Source organism: Bradyrhizobium rifense, from assembly GCF_008123425.1.
GTDB lineage: Bacteria > Pseudomonadota > Alphaproteobacteria > Rhizobiales > Xanthobacteraceae > Bradyrhizobium > Bradyrhizobium rifense.
The window spans coordinates 1-14,657 of record NZ_VSSS01000118.1; the positions used below are offsets into that span (position 1 = coordinate 1).

General features: G+C 63.9%; 20 protein-coding genes. 7 read left to right on the forward strand and 13 right to left on the reverse strand.

The genetic code is table 11. The features are described 5' to 3' along the window. Positions 1–208 precede the first annotated feature (208 nt). From FXB40_RS46980 to FXB40_RS47000, 5 genes are all read right to left on the reverse strand, one after another. Entirely contained in the window at positions 209–358 is a 150-nt protein-coding gene (locus FXB40_RS46980) for a hypothetical protein (RefSeq protein ID WP_084292415.1), read from the reverse strand. Between the two features lie 88 nt (positions 359–446). Continuing rightward, positions 447–1,268: a tetratricopeptide repeat protein gene (locus FXB40_RS46985; protein ID WP_187437621.1), complete on the reverse strand. Its 822-nt coding sequence runs from the start codon at positions 1,266–1,268 to the stop codon at positions 447–449. A gap of 32 nt (positions 1,269–1,300) precedes the next feature. Next, complete coding sequence (locus FXB40_RS46990; RefSeq protein WP_148779039.1) at positions 1,301–1,984, reverse strand: substrate-binding domain-containing protein; 684 nt, start codon at positions 1,982–1,984, stop codon at positions 1,301–1,303. Positions 1,985–2,003: 19 nt separating this feature from the next. Next, the gene (locus FXB40_RS46995) at positions 2,004–2,705 is read right to left on the reverse strand and encodes a GrlR family regulatory protein (protein ID WP_148779069.1); all 702 of its coding nucleotides are present in this window, start codon (positions 2,703–2,705) and stop codon (positions 2,004–2,006) included. A gap of 218 nt (positions 2,706–2,923) precedes the next feature. Further along, positions 2,924–3,958 (reverse strand): glutamine synthetase beta-grasp domain-containing protein, encoded by a 1,035-nt coding sequence (locus FXB40_RS47000; RefSeq protein WP_148779040.1) that lies wholly within the window; start codon positions 3,956–3,958, stop codon positions 2,924–2,926. A gap of 540 nt (positions 3,959–4,498) precedes the next feature. On the opposite strand from FXB40_RS47000, the gene FXB40_RS47010 reads away from it, so the two are divergent. Beyond that, positions 4,499–4,702, forward strand: a complete 204-nt coding sequence (locus FXB40_RS47010; RefSeq protein ID WP_148779041.1) for a DUF2735 domain-containing protein — start codon at positions 4,499–4,501, stop codon at positions 4,700–4,702. Positions 4,703–4,815: 113 nt separating this feature from the next. Here FXB40_RS47010 and FXB40_RS47015 read toward each other — a convergent pair whose 3' ends face one another. After that, a complete protein-coding gene (locus tag FXB40_RS47015) occupies positions 4,816–5,127 on the reverse strand; it encodes an MliC family protein (RefSeq protein ID WP_148779042.1) in 312 nt (103 codons plus the stop codon). A gap of 48 nt (positions 5,128–5,175) precedes the next feature. On the opposite strand from FXB40_RS47015, the gene FXB40_RS47020 reads away from it, so the two are divergent. Next, complete coding sequence (locus FXB40_RS47020) at positions 5,176–5,919, forward strand: tyrosine-protein phosphatase (RefSeq protein ID WP_148779043.1); 744 nt, start codon at positions 5,176–5,178, stop codon at positions 5,917–5,919. Positions 5,920–5,934: 15 nt separating this feature from the next. Here the strand turns inward: FXB40_RS47020 and FXB40_RS47025 are convergent, their stop codons facing one another. Further along, the gene (locus tag FXB40_RS47025) at positions 5,935–6,654 is read right to left on the reverse strand and encodes an SGNH/GDSL hydrolase family protein (protein WP_148779044.1); all 720 of its coding nucleotides are present in this window, start codon (positions 6,652–6,654) and stop codon (positions 5,935–5,937) included. Between the two features lie 119 nt (positions 6,655–6,773). Here FXB40_RS47025 and FXB40_RS47030 point away from each other — a divergent pair, with 119 nt between their 5' ends. Next, complete coding sequence (locus FXB40_RS47030; RefSeq protein ID WP_148779045.1) at positions 6,774–7,454, forward strand: SDR family oxidoreductase; 681 nt, start codon at positions 6,774–6,776, stop codon at positions 7,452–7,454. Here the strand turns inward: FXB40_RS47030 and FXB40_RS47035 are convergent, their stop codons facing one another. After that, positions 7,455–7,802 (reverse strand): GrlR family regulatory protein, encoded by a 348-nt coding sequence (locus tag FXB40_RS47035; RefSeq protein ID WP_148779046.1) that lies wholly within the window; start codon positions 7,800–7,802, stop codon positions 7,455–7,457. It lies immediately after the preceding gene. Between the two features lie 124 nt (positions 7,803–7,926). Between FXB40_RS47035 and FXB40_RS47040 the strand changes: the two genes are divergently transcribed. From FXB40_RS47040 to FXB40_RS47050, 3 genes are all read left to right on the forward strand, one after another. After that, entirely contained in the window at positions 7,927–8,613 is a 687-nt protein-coding gene (locus FXB40_RS47040; RefSeq protein ID WP_148779047.1) for a DUF2161 domain-containing phosphodiesterase, read from the forward strand. A gap of 23 nt (positions 8,614–8,636) precedes the next feature. Next, the gene (locus tag FXB40_RS47045) at positions 8,637–8,936 is read left to right on the forward strand and encodes a putative quinol monooxygenase (protein ID WP_148779048.1); all 300 of its coding nucleotides are present in this window, start codon (positions 8,637–8,639) and stop codon (positions 8,934–8,936) included. Positions 8,937–9,021: 85 nt separating this feature from the next. Beyond that, the gene (locus FXB40_RS47050; RefSeq protein WP_148779049.1) at positions 9,022–9,327 is read left to right on the forward strand and encodes a hypothetical protein; all 306 of its coding nucleotides are present in this window, start codon (positions 9,022–9,024) and stop codon (positions 9,325–9,327) included. A 75-nt stretch (positions 9,328–9,402) separates the two neighbouring features. On the opposite strand, the gene FXB40_RS47055 is transcribed toward FXB40_RS47050, so the two are convergent. Continuing rightward, positions 9,403–10,008 (reverse strand): GNAT family N-acetyltransferase, encoded by a 606-nt coding sequence (locus tag FXB40_RS47055; RefSeq protein WP_148779050.1) that lies wholly within the window; start codon positions 10,006–10,008, stop codon positions 9,403–9,405. A 151-nt stretch (positions 10,009–10,159) separates the two neighbouring features. Further along, positions 10,160–10,558, reverse strand: coding sequence for a PaaI family thioesterase (locus tag FXB40_RS47060; protein WP_148779051.1), 399 nt, complete (start codon positions 10,556–10,558; stop codon positions 10,160–10,162). 119 nt (positions 10,559–10,677) lie between these two features. On the opposite strand from FXB40_RS47060, the gene FXB40_RS47065 reads away from it, so the two are divergent. After that, entirely contained in the window at positions 10,678–11,466 is a 789-nt protein-coding gene (locus tag FXB40_RS47065; protein WP_148779052.1) for a cobalamin-binding protein, read from the forward strand. Positions 11,467–11,649: 183 nt separating this feature from the next. Here FXB40_RS47065 and kynU read toward each other — a convergent pair whose 3' ends face one another. From kynU to FXB40_RS47080, 3 genes are read right to left on the reverse strand one after another with little or no spacing between them, the layout of a single operon-like run. Beyond that, positions 11,650–12,852, reverse strand: coding sequence for a kynureninase (kynU, locus tag FXB40_RS47070; protein ID WP_148779053.1), 1,203 nt, complete (start codon positions 12,850–12,852; stop codon positions 11,650–11,652). Between the two features lie 8 nt (positions 12,853–12,860). Next, positions 12,861–13,700, reverse strand: a complete 840-nt coding sequence (kynA, locus tag FXB40_RS47075) for a tryptophan 2,3-dioxygenase (protein WP_148779054.1) — start codon at positions 13,698–13,700, stop codon at positions 12,861–12,863. A gap of 34 nt (positions 13,701–13,734) precedes the next feature. Then, complete coding sequence (locus FXB40_RS47080; RefSeq protein WP_148779055.1) at positions 13,735–14,544, reverse strand: alpha/beta hydrolase; 810 nt, start codon at positions 14,542–14,544, stop codon at positions 13,735–13,737. Positions 14,545–14,657: the final 113 nt, after the last annotated feature.

A 14,657-nucleotide genomic window follows, 5' to 3' on the forward strand; every position in this document is an offset into this window, starting at 1 on the left:
GGTCTTGAATGTGCGATTCGCCATAAGACGAACCCTACATCAACTCCCAAAAAACTTGCCCAGCCTCGACGCGTCAAGCCAATTTCGTAAAATCAGCATTTTGCGGTTTCAAGACCTGGCGGCCTTGAAATTCAACCACTTGGCTACTGTGCATGGGGTTGTTTTCGACTTTTTGTTTACCCGCCTCACGGGCCGCGCTCACCGGGCGTTAGTGACGCTTGAAATACTGCACATCGCGTTCGTGCTTCTCGGCCGCCGCGCGGCTCTTGAAGGTGCCGAGGTTGCGCCGCTTTCCGGTCTTGGGATTCACCTTGCGCGAATAGAGCCGATATTCGCCGGATGCGAGTTTGCGGATCATGGTTGCGCCTCCTGCTTGGTGTGATGTCAACGGCCCCTGCCCAGGCAAGTTCCTTTCGCCTACTACATGAAGTGAGCTGGATCGTTCTCTAGAAGCACAGCGTGGTGACGAGCTTGCCCTGCTTGTCCTTGATCGCATAGGGACAGCGCAGCCGCTCCAGCGCCTTCTTGGCGTCCTCGTCGCCGAGCGCGGAGGCACGCTCGTAATAGGCCTTTGCGGCATCCTTGTCCTTCGGACCGCCGCGGCCTTCCTGCGCGAAGGCGCCCATCCGCTCCAGCGCGCCGGGATGGTTTTGCGCCGCCGCCTTCTCGAACAGCGCGCGCGCCGCGACATCGTCCTTCTCGCCGCCATCGCCGTTGGCAAGCATCAGGCCGAGCTGGTACTGCGCCTCCGCGTTGGTCTCGGCGGCCTTGCCGAGCAGCGTGCGCGCCTGCGCGGGATCGGCGGGCGCGCCACCGCCGGCGTTGCCGAGCGCCGCGAGATTGGAGACGCCGCGGGGATTGCCGGCCTGAGCCGCCTTCTCGAACAGCTTTCGCGCCTGGGCCTCGTCCCTGGCGACGCCGGAGCCGTTGCCGTAGGCGACGCCGAGCTCGACCATCGCAGCGCTCGAGCCCTTGTCGGCCGCTTTGCGCCAGGCAGCGATCGCCTCGACCGTCTGCCGGTTGGCCGCATAGGCACGCCCGAGCGCGAACATCGCACGGCGCGACGATGGGGCTGCCTGCTTGCAGAACTTGATCGCGGTCGCGACGTCGGAGGCTGCGATCTCAGGCACGCCCTTTACGTCGGCCGGCTTGTCGGGATCGCTTGGATCGGCGGCGACACGGTCGCACAGGACGAGGTCGGCCGATTGCGCATGCGCCGCGACGGGCGCGATAAGTGCGACGAGGATGGCAAGGAGACAGGTCCGCATGGTCATCACGTTGCGTCCACGTGCCGGCGATTTCAAGGCTCGAGTCCTGATTGCCGCAGCACGGGCACGACCTCCGGCGATGCCAGATAGCGCAGCAACGCCTCGGCACCTTCGGCCTGTTTCGCGTTCACCATGCGGCCGGCCGAGAACACGGCCGGCGTCTGCAATTCGTGCGGGACCGGGCCGATCACTTCGATGCCCTCGACCTGCTTCAGCTCGCTGATCTGCTGCACGGCGAGGTCCGCCTCGCCGCTGACGAGCCGCTCGGCCGTAAAACCCTGCTCGACGATGGTCGCCTTGGCGTTGATCTCAGCGGCGATGCCCATCCGCACGATCAGCTGGGCGAAGTAGACGCCGCTTGCGCCGAGCCGTGAATAGGCGACGGACCGCGCCGCGAGCAGCGCCTTGCGCAGCGCGGTCTCGTTGGCGATGTCGGGATGCGGCGCGCCTTTCAGTACGGCGAGGCCGACATAGGAGCGCGCCAGGTCAGCCGCGCTGTCCGCGATCACGCGGCCCTCGCCGATCACCTCATCAAGCCCTTCGCGCGTGAGGATCACGAGATCGGCAGCCTCGCCGGCACGCAAGCGCTTGAGCACCGCCAGCGTCGGCGCGAAATCGGCATCGACCTGAATGCCGCTCGCGGTCTCGAACGCGGAGGACAGGCTCCGCATCGCGCCCATCAGGCCGAGCGTCGAGAGCATGCGAACTTTTTCCATGAGCGATTTCCTGTGACGATCAGGCGCGATGCATCAACTTGAGCGCCGCGGTCAGGCGCAGGCTGCGCTTGCCGGCCAGCGCGGTTGCTTCCAGCAGCGCCGCATCGCCGTCATAGCTGCCGGAGAAGCCGATGCCGACCTCGTGGCCGCCGAAGATCGGATCGTCCTTGGCGGGCGTGTGCTCCTGGTTGAGGATCTGCCCCTTCCAGCGGCCGTTCGCGGCGGTGTAGCTGCCGAGATAATAGAACGAGGCATCGCCGCCGAGGATGCGGCCCCGGTTGAGCAGCATCACGCCGGTGAGCCCGCCATCGACACCGTCGAGCATGCGCAGATGGATCGAGTAGAGGCCGTCGACGATGCCGGCTTCTCCGACGCCGCCGGCGATCGGCACCTCGTCTTCCGTGATCGGCGTCATCAGCGACTGGAAGGGCACGCCGGGCAGCTCCTTGAGCTCCCCCTTGAAGCGGTAGAGATCGCCGTCGGCAAAACCCTTCGCGATCAGCGTCGCATCGTCGGTGCCGGCCATGGCGCGGTAGTTCGGATCGGGATTGTGGCGGACGGTCTTGATGACGATGTCAATGCGGTCCGCGGTCTTCTCGTAGGTGCCAATATGGGCGAACGCCGAATTGCCGCCGAGCATCTTGCCGTTGCCGGCATGCATCACGCTCCGGCCGACGCTGTCGCCGAGCTGAAATCTCACCTTGTAGAAGCCTTCAAACACCAGCCGTGTCCCCGGCCCCGCGCGCATCCTGCGCCCACTCTATCCCGGTTTGGGCTGACATGGACAGGCTCCAGGCCGGCATGGCCGCCAGACCCACAACGAGCGCTGTCATCGGCAAGCGCTGTCATCGGAATGCAAAAATCCGCCGGAGCCTTTTGAGCTCCGGCGGATTTGAAAGCCAACCCGAACCAGCCCCCCAGCCCGGGCCGGGAGGATCTTTAAGCCGCGGCCTTCTTGTCAGCCGGGACGGACGCGATCGTCTTCAGGATCTGCGAAGCGATCTGGTATGGGTCGCCCTGCGAGTTCGGACGGCGGTCTTCCAGATAGCCCTTGTAACCGTTGTTGACGAAGGAGTGCGGAACGCGGATCGAGGCACCACGATCAGCAATGCCGTAGCTGAACTTGTTCCACGGCGCGGTCTCGTGCTTGCCGGTCAGACGCTTGTCGTTGTCCGGGCCGTAGACGGCGATGTGGTCCATCAGGTTCTTGTCGAAGGCGGCCATCAGCGCCTCGAAATACTCCTTGCCGCCGATCGAGCGCATGTACTCGGTCGAGAAGTTGGCGTGCATGCCGGAGCCGTTCCAGTCGGTGTCGCCGAGCGGCTTGCAGTGGAACTCGATGTCGACGCCGTACTTCTCGGTCAGGCGCAGCATCAGGTAGCGGGCCATCCACATTTCGTCAGCGGCCTTCTTGGAGCCCTTGCCGAAGATCTGGAATTCCCACTGGCCCTTCGCGACTTCCGCGTTGATGCCTTCGTGGTTGATGCCGGCCGCGAGGCAGAGATCGAGATGCTCTTCGACCATCTTGCGGGCGATGTCGCCGACGTTCGAGTAGCCGACGCCGGTGTAGTACGGGCCCTGCGGCGCCGGATAACCGGAGGCCGGGAAGCCGAGCGGACGGCCGTCCTTGTAGAAGAAGTATTCCTGCTCGAAGCCGAACCAGGCGCCGGCATCGTCGAGGATCGTGGCGCGCTTGTTGGTCGAGTGCGGCGTCTTGCCGTCGGGCATCATGACTTCGCACATCACCAGCACGCCATTGGTGCGGGCGCCGTCCGGGAACACCGCGACCGGCTTCAGCACGCAATCCGAGCTGTGGCCTTCGGCCTGCTGGGTGGAGGAGCCATCGAAGCCCCAGAGCGGAAGCTGCTCGAGCGTCGGGAACGACGCGAATTCCTTGATCTGAGTTTTGCCGCGCAAGTTCGGAGTCGGCGTATATCCGTCGAGCCAGATGTACTCGAGCTTATACTTGGTCATTGAGCCTCTCTGTAGATGATGCGAAAGGTGGGGACGGCTGGTCCCCGCACGATTGTTTACCCGGCCAAGATCGGCCGACCCTTTACAAGCATTTAACGTGCCAAAAGGCCGCAGCGCGGGAGGTCTTCCACCGCGGCCAGAACCGGCTCGCCAGCCGAAAAACGTCCACAGCAACGTGCGTCATAGAAGCGCACCTTCGCGTGAAGCTGCACTGCAAAAATTCCGCGGAAAACGCCCGATTCTGGAGCAGGCGGACCCCTGCTGCAAGTTGCCGATGAAACGCGCATCAACGTCCGGCAACTTTCGCAAAGCCTCCGCCCCCTGCCTAGCAACCTTTGGAATGGCCCAGGCGTTAGTCACCGACACGGTGCCTTAGGGGGTGCAGACCGTCGTCTGCCCAAGAATTGAGCGGAAACTGATTTCCTTTTCAGCACTTTGCATTTGGGAGTGCGAGGCCGATATGGGGATTCCAGTAACCACAATCGAACGAGTCGGGCGCACCATGGAGGCCAAGGCGCTTCGACCCAGGAGCAAATCGAAATGATGAACAATGGTCTGAGTCACGGATCTGCGACGATCTACCAATTCCCTGTCGGGGGCCGCGCGGCTCTCGCCGGGCGCCGCTATGGCGACACCCGCTTTCCCGCCGATCACGCTTCGCTTCCCGCGAACGTCTCGATCTGCAGCGACAGCTGGTACCACCAGGACGCGGTCGACGAAGCAAAGCCCAAATGGGAACGCTAATGCCTATGCCAGGTTTGATACCGCCGCGCACTCTCAAGCGTTCGACGGAAGTTTGAAAAAGGGTCGAAACAACGAGGTTTCGACCCTTTTTATTCCGGACCTGATGAGCGTCGTCAGATCACCGTGCAGGCCGTCACCGGCCGCATCAGATGCTTGACCGTGGTGGCCCCGGTCTTGCCGATTCTCAGCGTCACCCACGCCCCCGAATAGCGCGCGCCCGAAATGGCCAACCGCTTGGCAAGCGTCGCCGGCTCGCCGTCGATCTGGAGGAACGCGCGCTTGTCGCCGTCATAAAACGCAACAATGAACTGCGTACCATCGGCGCAGCGGTAATTCCGGAACGTCTGCGCGTCGGCCTGCCGCGCCCCGGAAATTCCAGCCGCCAGCATGGTGATCCGCAAAAGAATGGCCTTGTGCCGGCCCATGATCGCCCCCTGTAATGGTCCGTCGGCAACATAACAAAAGCAGCTCCGATGTCAGACTCCCCTGCCCGTCACCTCGCTCTGCAAGGCGCCAGCAATTTTCGCGACCTCGGCGGCTACGCCACGAGTGACGGTCGCACCACGCGCTGGCGCCACATCTTCCGCTCCAACCATCTCGGCCAGCTCACCGCCGAGGACATCGCAATCGTCCGTGCGCTCGGCGTCAGAAGCGCGTTCGACTTCCGCGGCGTCGAGGAGCGCGCGGCCGGCGTCTGCGTCGTCAACGAGATCACCGTGCATTCCCTGCCGATCGAGCCGACGGTGGTGGCCTCACTGCGCACCGAGCTCGCCAGGGGTGCGCTGACTGCGCCGGTCGCGCTTGAGCTGATGCGCGAGTCCTATCGCAACTATGTCCGCCACAACACGCACAGCTTCCGCATGCTGTTCGGCCATCTTCTGGAGGACCGCGCCCCGCTCGTGATCCACTGCACCGCCGGCAAGGACCGCACCGGCTTTGCCAGCGCGCTGATCCTGCATGCGCTCGGCGTGCCCGAGAGGGTCATTGCAGAGGATTATCTGCTGACCAATCGCCACTACAAGCGCGACCTGTCGAGCGTCTCCGATCTGCCCGCAGACGTCCTCGACGCCATCGGCTCGGTCAACGCATCCTATCTCGACGCAGCCTTCGATGCCGTCGGCCGCGACTATGGCGATGTCGAAACCTATTTGCGCGACGGCCTCAAGCTCGGCGCAGCCGACCGGACCGCACTGAAGGAGCGCTATCTTCAGGCGTGAGCGACGCCGGGCGTCTCACGCTCCGGGAGTTGCAGCCTTGATGATGGCGTTCTTGAGGGCAAGCGAGACCTGCATGGTGCTCCAATCGCTCTGGTGCAGCAGGTCCCCGTCGGTCGGATCCACCAATTGCTCGAACGACACGTTGTTCTGGACGTGCCAATGCCGCATCAGGGCCCAGCGCTGAAACAGACTGACCTGAGCCTCTTCCGCGGCATTGCGGATCAACCGAACCATCTTGTCCGAGAGTTCGGCGCGGTCATCCCAGAGCATCTTCGTCGTATATTGCGGATCAATCAGCAGAACCTCGAAGCCGCGGGCGCGCAGTTGCGCCAGCCCCTTCCTGATATTCTCGGCGACCACATCGACGTTGTATCGATCATTGTGAAAGACCGCGTTGGTCCCAACCTGCCAGATCACCAGCGTGGGATCATCCTGAAAGATGTCCGTCTCGAAGCGCTTGAGTTCGTCGTCGGCTTCCTCATTGCCCTTGCCCCGATTGAGGACATCGATCCGGATGTTCGGGTGCGGATCTTCGTCCTTGTAGTGCTGCCGCAGATACATTTCGAGCCTGTAGGGATAGGGAACGACGTCGGCTCGCCCGGCCGTCGAGGATGACCCCATCGCCACGATCCGCACCACGCCCCTTCCCTCCAGCGCCTGCCGAAGACGCATCAGGGGGTATTTCAAGTCGACGATCGCAGCGGGAAATTCGATGGTCGGCAAATTGTCGGGCATGAAACAATCTCCTCAACGATCTAAAGTTGCATCTATAGCCCAGTCTTGATGCTGCCGCCATTGCAAGTCCAATTCGCCTCACGCAATAGTCGGTGCGAATTGAGACGACGGAGAGTAACGTGCAGGGAAAAATCATTGTCGTGACCGGCGCGCTCGGCGCGCTTGGCAAGGTGGTCGCAGACGTCGCGCTATCACGCGGCGCGCGGGTGGCCGGCATCGATCACGCGCCCTCTCAAATGCCGGCGACGGCCGAGCGCATCGAGATCGGCGGCGTCGACCTGTCCGACGCGGTGCAGGCGAAGACGGCGGTGGATGCTGCCGCAAAGCATTTCGGCGGGCTGGACGCCCTGGTCAACATCGCCGGCGGCTTTGCCTTCGAGACCGTCGGCGACGGCGACATCAAGACGTGGCACCGCATGCATGCACTGAACGTGCTGACGGCCCTCAACGCGGCGCACGCGGCACTGCCGCATCTTGCCGCTTCGAAGGCTGGCCGCATCGTCAATATCGGCGCGATGGGCGCGCTGCAGGCGGGTGCCGGCATGGGTCCCTACGCGGCATCGAAGGCGGCCGTGCACCGCCTCACCGAGGCGCTGGCCAACGAATGGAAGGGCAAGGTCACCGTGAACGCGGTGCTGCCGTCGACCATCGACACCAAGGCCAACCGCGCCGACATGCCGAAAGCCGACTTCGCCAAATGGGTCACGCCGCAGGAACTCGCCGAAGTGATCCTGTTCCTTGCAAGCGACGCCGCCAGCGGCGTCACCGGAGCGCTGATCCCAGTGAGCGGACGGGTGTAATCAATCCGGCACAAGCAGCCGCAGATTGCCCTTGAAACGGATGCTCTGCTTGCCGGCGAGCGCCATGCCTTCGCCATAGGCGGTCTCGTCGGTGTAGGTGCCGCTGAAGCCGATGGTGACGACCTTGCGACCCCATACCGGGCGCTCGTCGAACGATGGCGAATGCTCCTCGTTGGTCAGCTCGCCTTTCCACTTGCCCTCGGCGGACGTGTAGCTGCCATAGGCAAAGAAAAAGGAATCGCCGCCGCGCATGGTGCCGTCACGCAGCACCATCACGCCCTGATTGCCGCCCTGGACGCCGTCCAGCATCTCGATCCGGATGTGATAGAGCCCGTTCCTGATCGTCATATTCGCGCGCGCCCGCCTGTTCCCCGCGCAGCGGTATAGCTGGCTTGACCGCGTCCGGGCAAATGGCCGGCAGCCCGATCCGGGCTAAACTGGCTGCAACTGATTCTCCGATCGGAAACTCACTTTGGAAACCGCGCTCTATCTCCCCGTCAAACGCTTCCTCGAAGAGCTTGGCTTCTCCGTGAAGGGCGAGATCGGCGGTTGCGATCTCGTGGGCCTGAGCGCCGGCGATCCGCCGGTGGTGGTGATCGGCGAGCTCAAGCTCGCATTCAATCTCGAGCTGATCCTGCAGGCGGTCGATCGCGCGCCGGCGGGCGACGAGGTCTGGATCGCGGCAAAGATGTCGATCCGCGGCAAGGGACGCGAGAGCGACGCACGCTATCGCAATCTGTGCCGTCGCCTCGGCTTCGGTATGCTCGGCGTGACCGACAAAGGCCAGGTCGAGGTGCTGGTGAAGCCACCGACGGCAGCACCCCGCCGTGAACCGAAGACGCGCTCGCGGCTGGTGGCCGAACATCAGCGCCGCCAGGGCGATCCCGTGCTCGGCGGCAGCACGCGCGCGCCGATCATGACGGCCTACCGCCAGCAGGCGCTGGCCTGTGCATCCGAGCTTGCAGGCGGTCCGCGGGCCGTGCGCGAGCTGCGCGAACGTTGTCCCGATGCGGGCAAGATTCTCCTGCACAATGTCTATGGCTGGTTCGAACGCGCCGAGCGCGGGATCTATCGGCTGACCGAGGCCGGCCACGCCGCGCTGAAGCGCTGGCCGCAGACGCCGGTCAAGACCATCGCGCGCGAAGCATCCCTGCCGTAGCGGCAGCCACATTGGGGAATGGCATGATCGTGGTGACAGGGAGTGTGACGGTCCGGCCCGAGACGTTCGAGGAGGCACGGCGCCTCAGCCTCGAACACGTCCGTCGTTCGCGCCAGGAACCCGGCTGCATCTCACATGCAGTGCATGTCGACTGCGAGAACCCGCTCAGGCTGGTGTTCTTCGAGCAATGGGCCGACCGTGCCGCGCTTGCGGCCCATTTTGCGGTACCTGCGTCCGGCGAGTTCGTGCGGGCCGTGCGCTCGCTCGCCACAGGGGCGACTACGCTCGAACTCTACGACGCCAGTAAGCTCGAGAAGCTTTGAGTGCATAGCTGTGATGCCACACCAAATTCATATTGCAATGCAACATGGACCGCACTAGGTATCCCGGCATCAAACCGAGGCCGTTATGAGCGCAGACTGGAATACCAAATATGGCACGCGGCGCGTGCGCCACGATCCGCCCACCCTGGACGAGGCGATCTTCGCCGCCGTCGGCATTACCGACGATCAGGAGCAGCAGGCCGAGATCGCCGCCTCGCTGATGGGGATGCCGCTGGACGTTGTTCAGGCCGAGGTCAAGAAGCAGGCCCGCACCAACAGCCGTATCACCGCAACCCGCGTGATCGCCGGCGAACAGGGTGCGCAGCGCTCGGTCGTGGTCGAACGCCGTGTCGTCCGCCGCTTCGGTAACGACAAGCGCACCGGCACCTGAGCTTTTACCTTCTCAACTTCAATAAAAAAGCGGACCGGCCTTGCCGGTCCGCTTTTTGATTTTGGCCTTTGGATCTCAGGCGGCGCGATTGCCGTACATGCTGGAGATCAGCTTCCAGCAGGTCGAGTTGAAGTTGAGAATCGCGCGACCGGCCTTGAACGGCGCCGCGGCGAGATCGGCGAGCTCAGCCTCGGGCGTCTTGCCAAGATCGATCGTGCCGGTGGATTCACCATGGCGGAACTGCAGATGCGCGCCGAACTTCTTGGCGAGCGCCCGCATGGCGTGATTCTCCGCGCCCGTGGTGATGCGCAGGCGCTTGTAGCCCTTCCAGCGCGCTTCCGCGATCAGGCGACTGAACAGCACCGTGCCGACGTTCTGGCGACGGGCGGAGGCTTCCACGCTGAAGGCGACTTCGGGCAACGAATCGCCCTCCGGCGGATGCAGCTCAGCCGCACCACGGACCATGCCATCGACGATATAGGCGACGATCACGGTGCCATCTTCGGCGCAGCGGGCGGCGTAACGCTCGATGAAGCTGTCGTCGAGAAAACCGTTGAAACGGTCGTGCCGGCTTGCGGCATCGAGCCTCAGCAGATGATCGCGCAACAGCGGCAATTCTTCCTGCTGGATCAGGGTCCGCACATAGCCCGGAGCGGTGCGGACGGTGTCTTCAAGTACCACGTCAAAACTCCTCTTGGTGTCCCTCGAGGAGGCGTTCGAATCCCTAGGGCCCCAATATTGTGCGTCGCAACAAATTTTTCAAGACGGGAACCTGCTCAAGTTTGAGGCAGCGAAGCGACTAATTCGTTAACAAAATCAAAGCCCCGTAGTCTTACAGGACCAACTGCGTCTGGGTCACGATTGCGACCAGCTTGCCATCTTCAGTCTCCAGCCGGGTGGTCCAGACCTGGGTCCGGCGCCCCCGATGGACCGGGGTGGCGGTGGCGATGACCGTGGTTCCCTCCTTGGCGCCGCCGATGAAGTTGGTCTTGCTCTCCAGCGTCGTCGTGCCCTTGGCGTCCTCCGGCAGGTTGATCACGGTTGCGGCCGCGCCAACGGAATCGGCGAACGCCATCACTGCACCGCCGTGGATGGTCTGATGCAGCGTGCAGAGATCGGGCCGCACCATCATTCGCGCCACCACGCGATCCTTCTCGGCCTCGACGAATTCGACGCCCTTGAGCTCGGCGAACGGCATCTTCATCGCTTTAAGTTTCTCGAGCGGCGTCATCAGATCTCCTCCCAATCCCTTGTTGTCTCAGCGTGAATGGCTTCGCGCGGCAAAGCAATGACGTCGGAGGTAATGGCTGCCGTGACATCGGCACTCTCATTTGGGCATATGCTTCTCCCATGCGCCACTTCCCGCCCCGCCGCATCATCTGCCTGACCGAAGAGACGGTCGAAACGCTCTATCTGCTCGGCGAGCAGGACCGTATCGTCGGCGTCTCCGGCTATGCCGTCCGCCCGCCGCAGGTGCGGCGTGAGAAGCCCCGGGTCTCGGCTTTCGTCTCCTCGGACATCCCAAAAATCCTGGCGCTGGAACCGGAGTTGGTGCTCGCCTTCTCCGACCTGCAGGCCGCCATCGCCGCCGATCTCGTCCGCGCCGGCATCGACGTCCACGTCTTCAACCAGCGCGACGTCGCCGGCATTTTGGCAATGATCCGCATGCTGGGCGCGCTGGTTGGTGCGGCCGGGCGTGCGGAGGAACTCGCGTATGGTCTTGAGCAGCGGCTCGCAGCGATCGCAGCAACGCCCCGCCCCTCACCGCGGCCAAAGGTCTATTTCGAGGAGTGGGACGACCCCTTGATCTCGGGCATCGGCTGGGTGTCCGAGCTGATCGAGATCGCCGGCGGTGAGGATTTGTTTCCGGACCTGCGACATCAACAAGCAGCGAAGGATCGCATCATCGCCGCGGACGCGGTGCGCAAGGCCGCACCCGACGTGATCCTTGCGTCATGGTGCGGCAAGAAGGTCGTGCCTGCCCGCATCAAGCAGCGTGACGGGTGGAATGAGATTCCGGCCGTGCGCGATGATCGCATCGTCGAGATCAAGTCGCCGATCATTCTGCAGCCGGGGCCGGCGGCGCTGACGGATGGGCTGGATGCGATTGTGATGGCGCTGTGGGGTGAGAGCGCTTGAACTTGCGGCCACCACCTCTCTAGCCCCGTCATCCTGAGGTGCGAGGCATGGGACGCAACGCGTCCCATGGGGAGCCTCGAAGGATGCGCGGCCCCGATGCAGCCGGGCCGTCGCCCTTCGAGGCTCGCCCAACGGCGCAGATGCGCCGCTGAGCTCGCGCCTCACGGTGACGGTGAGAGATTTTCACGTCACCGCATTGACGACCTGATACTCCGGCCGCTGCCACACCTCACCTGCGATCACGTCCTCGATGATCTCGGCCGCCCGCACGATCTCGTTCTCGCCGATATAAAGCGGCGTGATGCCGAACCGCATGATGTCAGGCGCACGGAAATCGCCGATGAGGCCGCGGGCGATCACGGCCTGCACGGCGGCGTAGCCGCCCTCGAAGGCGAACGAGACTTGCGAGCCGCGGCGCTCGTGCGCGCGCGGGGTCACGAGCTTCAGAGATGGGCAACGCCGCTCGACTTCCGCGATCAGGAGATCGCCAAGCGCCAGCGAACGCGCGCGAACCTCCTTGATGTCAACCCGATCCCAGATATCGAGCGAAGCCTCCAGCGCCGCCATCGCCAGCACCGGCGGTGTACCCACGCGCATGCGCTCGACGCCGCCGGCGGCCGCGTAGCCAAGCTCGAACGCGAAGGGTTTTGCGTGGCCCATCCATCCGGACAGCGCAGCGCGTGCATTATCGGCGTGACGCGGTGCGACGTAAAGGAACGCCGGCGCACCCGGACCGGCGTTGATGTATTTGTAGGTGCACCCCGCCGCAAAATCGACGCCGCAACCGGCGAGATCGACCGGCAGCGCGCCGGCCGAGTGGGCGAGATCCCAGACCGTGACGATGCCGAGCGCATGCGCCTTTGCGGTCAGCTTCGCCATGTCGTGACGGCGGCCGGTGCGGTAGTCGACCTCGGTGATGTACAGCACCGCAATCTCTTCCGACAGCGCGGCCTCGACCTCCTCCGGCGCCACCAGTCGCAATTGATGGCCGCGCCCGAGCGTCGCGATCAGGCCTTCGGCCATGTAGAGATCGGTCGGGAAATTACCGGTGTCCGACAGGACGACCTTGCGCGATGAATTCATGTCGAGGGCAGCGGCGAGCGCCTGATAGACCTTGAGCGACAGCGTGTCGCCGACCATCACGGAGCCGGCTTCCGCGCCGATCAGCCGCGCGATGCGGTCGCCGACGTGGCGTGGCTGGGCATACCAGCCGGCCGTGTTCCAGGCGCGGATCAGCTCGTTGCCCCACTCCGCGGTGATCACGCGGCTGACGCGCTCGGCGACACCAAGCGGCAATGCACCGAGCGAATTGCCGTCGAGATAGATCACGCCGTCGGGGAGATGAAACAGCGCCTTGGTGTCGTCATAGACGCGAAGCCTGGTCATGGGCATCTCTACAAAATGGTGCGCACGCGCCAGAGCTCGGGAAACAGCTCGACCTCCAGCATGCGCTTGAGATAGCTGACGCCGCCGGTGCCGCCGGTGCCGCGCTTGAAGCCGATGACGCGCTCGACCGTCGTGACGTGGTTGAAGCGCCAGCGCCGGAAATAGTCCTCGAAGTCGACCAGCTTTTCGGCGAGCTCATACAGCATCCAGTGCGTCTCCGGCGCCTCGTAGACGATCCGCCACGCCTGCAGCACCCCCTCGCTAAAACTGTGGGTCTCGCGAACATCGCGCGCCAGAACGGCCGCAGGCATTTTCAGCCCATGACGATCGGCAAGCCGCAGCACCTCGTCATAAAGGCTCGGCGTCGCGAGCTCGGCTTCGAGCAACGTCATCGTCTCGGCATCATGCGCGTGCGGCTTCAGCATGGCATGATTGCGGTTGCCGAGCAGGAATTCGATCAGCCTGTATTGCCGCGACTGGAATCCCGAGGACTGGCCGAGTTGCGAGCGGAAGCGCGTGTACTCGCTCGGCGTCATGGTGCGCAGCACATCCCAGGCGTTGTTGAGCTGCTCGAAGATGCGCGACATCCGCGCCAGCATCTTCATGGCAGGCTGCACCTCGTCCTTGGCGATGGCGCGGCGCGCGGCACTGAGCTCGTGGATGGCAAGCCGCATCCACAGCTCGGTGGTCTGATGCTGGATGATGAACAGCATCTCGTCGTGCGCTTCGGAGAGCGGATGCTGTGCACCGAGGATCGCATCCAGCGCCAGATAGTCGCCATAGGACATGCGCCGGGCAAAATCGGTCTCGGCGCCATCGCTTGAGGGATCGTAATCGCTGGACGTCATGACAGGCCCTCTCGATCGATCATCCCTGCTCTCGTCAGTCGAGGCCGATCAGCCGCGCGGTGATCGGCGACGACGGATCCTTGAGCGCGTCAATCACCGTGAAATGGTTCAGGCCGGGATCGACGACGAGGCGCGTCGGCACGTCGAAGCCGGTCCAGACATTGGCGAACAAGTCGGATTGGCGGATGAATTCGGGCCGCTCACTGCCGCCGACCCAGGCGGTGACAGGCGAATGTCCGCGTGGCAGATGCAGCGCCGCGCTTTCGAGCGTCGCCTCTTCCATGGTCATGCGCAAGGTCTCGTTCATCTTGGTCTTGAGCAGCGGCCGCAGATCGTGCAGGCCGCTGATCGAGAGCGTGCCGGCGATGCGGTTGAAGACGGCGGGCTCGAGCCGGCTGTCGTCGCAGAGCATGCGCGTGACGAGATGGCCGCCGGCGGAATGGCCGGCAAGCCGGATCGGCCCCGCGACGAGCGACGCCGCTTTCGCGATCGCGGCGGTCATCTCCGCGGTGATGTCGGAGATGCGCGCGACCGGCGTCAGCGTGTAGCTCGGCAGCGCCACCGTCCAGCCATGGTGCCGCGCGCCTTCGGCGAGATCGGTCCAGGTCGACTTGTCGAAGCGCATCCAGTAGCCGCCGTGCACGAACACGACGAGGCCCTTGCTGTCGCCCTCGGGCAGGATCAGGTCGAAACGTTGGCGCTCACCGGAGCCGTAGGCGATGTCAGGACGAAAACTCTTCAACCCCGCGCGGTAAGCCGCCGCCCGCTCCGCCCATTGCGCCGGCATCTTGTCCGAGCCCGGGATATGGGCCGAATTGGCGTAAGCATCATCCCAATCGCGCATCGTTGCTCCCGAGGACTCGTCCAGCGAACCGGGCGCCAGTCTGCCACCGGTCAGGGCCGCATCCTAGTCTTTCTTTTAAGCTTAAAGGATTTGGATGAGCCCGTGTTTCAGGC